The sequence below is a fragment of the Variovorax sp. 01N429 genome (genome assembly GCF_056399425.1).
Genome location: NZ_JBFTRG010000177.1, coordinates 1 through 400, shown reverse-complemented (window position 1 = coordinate 400; position 400 = coordinate 1). Strand labels below are relative to the sequence as shown.

Below are 400 nucleotides of genomic sequence, written 5' to 3'. Positions count from 1 at the left end.
TCCAGCGGGTGTGGGACGACGTCGCCGCGTACCTGCCCTACTACGGCAGCGTGCACCGCGGCGCCGGCTACCTGTCGCAGCTGTCCACGGACCTGTACGAGCAGAGCCGCGCCACCGTCGCCGGCTACCTGGACGCCCGCGCCGACGACGTCGTGCTGTTCACCCGCAGCACCACCGACTCCCTCAACCTGCTCGCCGCCGCGCTCCCGGCCGGCACCCGGGTGTTCGTGTTCGAGACCGAGCACCACGCGGCGCTGCTGCCGTGGCGCCGCACCGCCGACGTCACCCAGCTGCCCGCGCCCGGCAGCCACGCCGAAGCGGTCGCCGCGCTCGACGCCGCGCTCGCCGCGAGCGACCCGGGCACGCCGCGGCTGGTGTGCGTGACCGGCGCGTCCAACGT

The 400-nt window shown here is 75.5% G+C and carries 1 protein-coding gene; it reads left to right on the top strand.

Annotated features, from left to right (window positions below; all coding sequences use genetic code 11):
- On the top strand, positions 1–400 hold a 400-nt coding region (locus tag AC1DSF_RS31135), incomplete at both ends, for an aminotransferase class V-fold PLP-dependent enzyme (protein ID WP_478184169.1).